Annotated in this window: 1 protein-coding gene and 1 pseudogene; one reads left to right on the forward strand and one right to left on the reverse strand. The window is 63.3% G+C overall.

Annotated features, from left to right (window positions below; all coding sequences use genetic code 11):
• Positions 1-83: 83 nt before the first annotated feature.
• Positions 84-302 (forward strand): annotated as a pseudogene (locus tag DEA06_RS16310) (metal-sensitive transcriptional regulator); the annotation flags it as partial.
• A gap of 22 nt (positions 303-324) precedes the next feature.
• Here the strand turns inward: DEA06_RS16310 and DEA06_RS16315 are convergent.
• Positions 325-1,849 (reverse strand): heavy metal translocating P-type ATPase (locus DEA06_RS16315; RefSeq protein WP_240607002.1); only part of this gene is annotated, 1,525 nt, incomplete at its 5' end.

Here is a 1,849-nt window from a genome sequence, read left to right on the forward strand (position 1 = left end):
CTTCCATCCTGGAAGACCTCGACCCTATCCGGCCGACGGCGCGCTAACCCCGACTACACCCTCAACTGCGAAGAGCCGCTTTGGCCCGGGGCATCGCGAACATGATCGACGAAGAGCAGTACTGTATCCACATTCTGACCCAGGTCAGTGCGCTCACCCGCTCGCTGCAGGGGGTGGTGACGGGGCTGCTCGATGATCACCTGAAGCACTGTGTGCTCGCTGCCGCCAAGCTTAGCGACGAGGCCGCCCACGAGAAGATTCAGGAGTCCACTGCCGCGGTCAACCGGCTGATCCGATCGTGACTGTGTGAGTCGGCCTCGCGGGTTAGCCTACCGGCACTTCCCGCCGAGCAGAGCTCTCGCGCCGCGCACCCCGGTGCGCTCGGAGCGCGCGGAGCGCCGACAGAATGGCCACAAGGTCAACAATCTCTTGCAGCAGCGCTCCCACCACCGCCGGCAAATAGCCGAATGCGGCGACGAGCATCAAACCGACTGAGATGATGATGCCCATCCAGATCGACTGCAGGGCGATCTGCACCGTGCGCCGCGAGACATAGGCCACATCTGCCACTCGCGCGATGTCGTTCGAGGTGATCACCGCCGCTGCTGACTCGCTCGCGACCGTTGCACCCCTGCCCGCCATCGCAACACCGACATCGGCGGCCGCCAGCACCGGGGCATCATTGATCCCATCGCCGACCATGAGTACGGGTCTCGGCCGCATCGCCTGCACAATCCGCACCTTGGTCTGGGGAGTGGTCTCAGCGTGCACCGTCTGAATGTCGACCGCGTGTGCGACAGACTCCGCGGTCGACGTGATATCACCGGTCACCATCGCGATCTCGGCTACGCCTGCTCGGCGAAGACGGGACACCGTGTCTGCAGACTGCTCACGAATCGGGTCGGACAAGATGATCACTCCGGCGAGCTCGTCACCGACCGATACGTAGACGGCCGTCTCCCCAGCTGAGAGTACGGGTCGATCGATCGGCCCGGTCACCTCTTCGATAAATGAGGGCTTGCCCACTCGCACCGAAGTGCCGTCTGCCAGGGAGGCGAGGACACCGTTTGTTGCCACCTCGTCGGCCGTCACCACTTCGGGAAGCTCAAGTTGCTGTGTGCGTGCCGATGCCACGATCGGATCGGCGAACACGTGCACGGAGTACTGCTCGGCGGCGGCCGCGAGCTGCAGCGTCTCGTCTACGGTGCGAGCAGCAGGGTGAATCTCGACGACGTCGGCTTTACCTTCGGTCAAGGTGCCGGTCTTGTCGAATGCGACTGCACGGACCCGGGCGAGCACCTCTAACACGCCACCGTCTTTGATGATGACGTTGAGCTTTGCTGCGGAACTCATCCCGCCCATGAACGCGACCGGGGTGGCGATGAGCAGCGGGCACGGCGTCGCCACGACGAGCACCTCGGCAAATCGCACCGGATCCCCGCTGAGAAACCACGCGAAGCCCGCAATCAGCAATGACACAATGGTGAACGGCACCGCATAACGGTCGGCGAGTCGCACCATCGGTGCCCGGGAGTCCACGGCCTCCTCGACCAACCGTACGATAGAGGCGTAGTTCGAATCGGCTGCCACCTTCTGCGCGCGCATCGTGAAGCTCGTCGTGCTGTTGACCGTTCCAGAAAGCAGTGGGTCGCCCGCGTGGTAGTTCGCCGGGATCGGTTCACCGGTCACGGATGATTCATCAATCGTCGCGTGATCCGATAGGAGCACCCCGTCGACGGGGAGGATCTCTGAGGAGCGCACCAGCAGTTCGTCGCCGATTCTTCCGATTCTCGGATTATTCCGATCGCCGCTTGAACATCTCTGGAGCACAGTACAACCGCCTGTCCGC

Source organism: Microbacterium sp. Gd 4-13, from assembly GCF_003095395.1.
Lineage (GTDB): Bacteria > Actinomycetota > Actinomycetes > Actinomycetales > Microbacteriaceae > Microbacterium.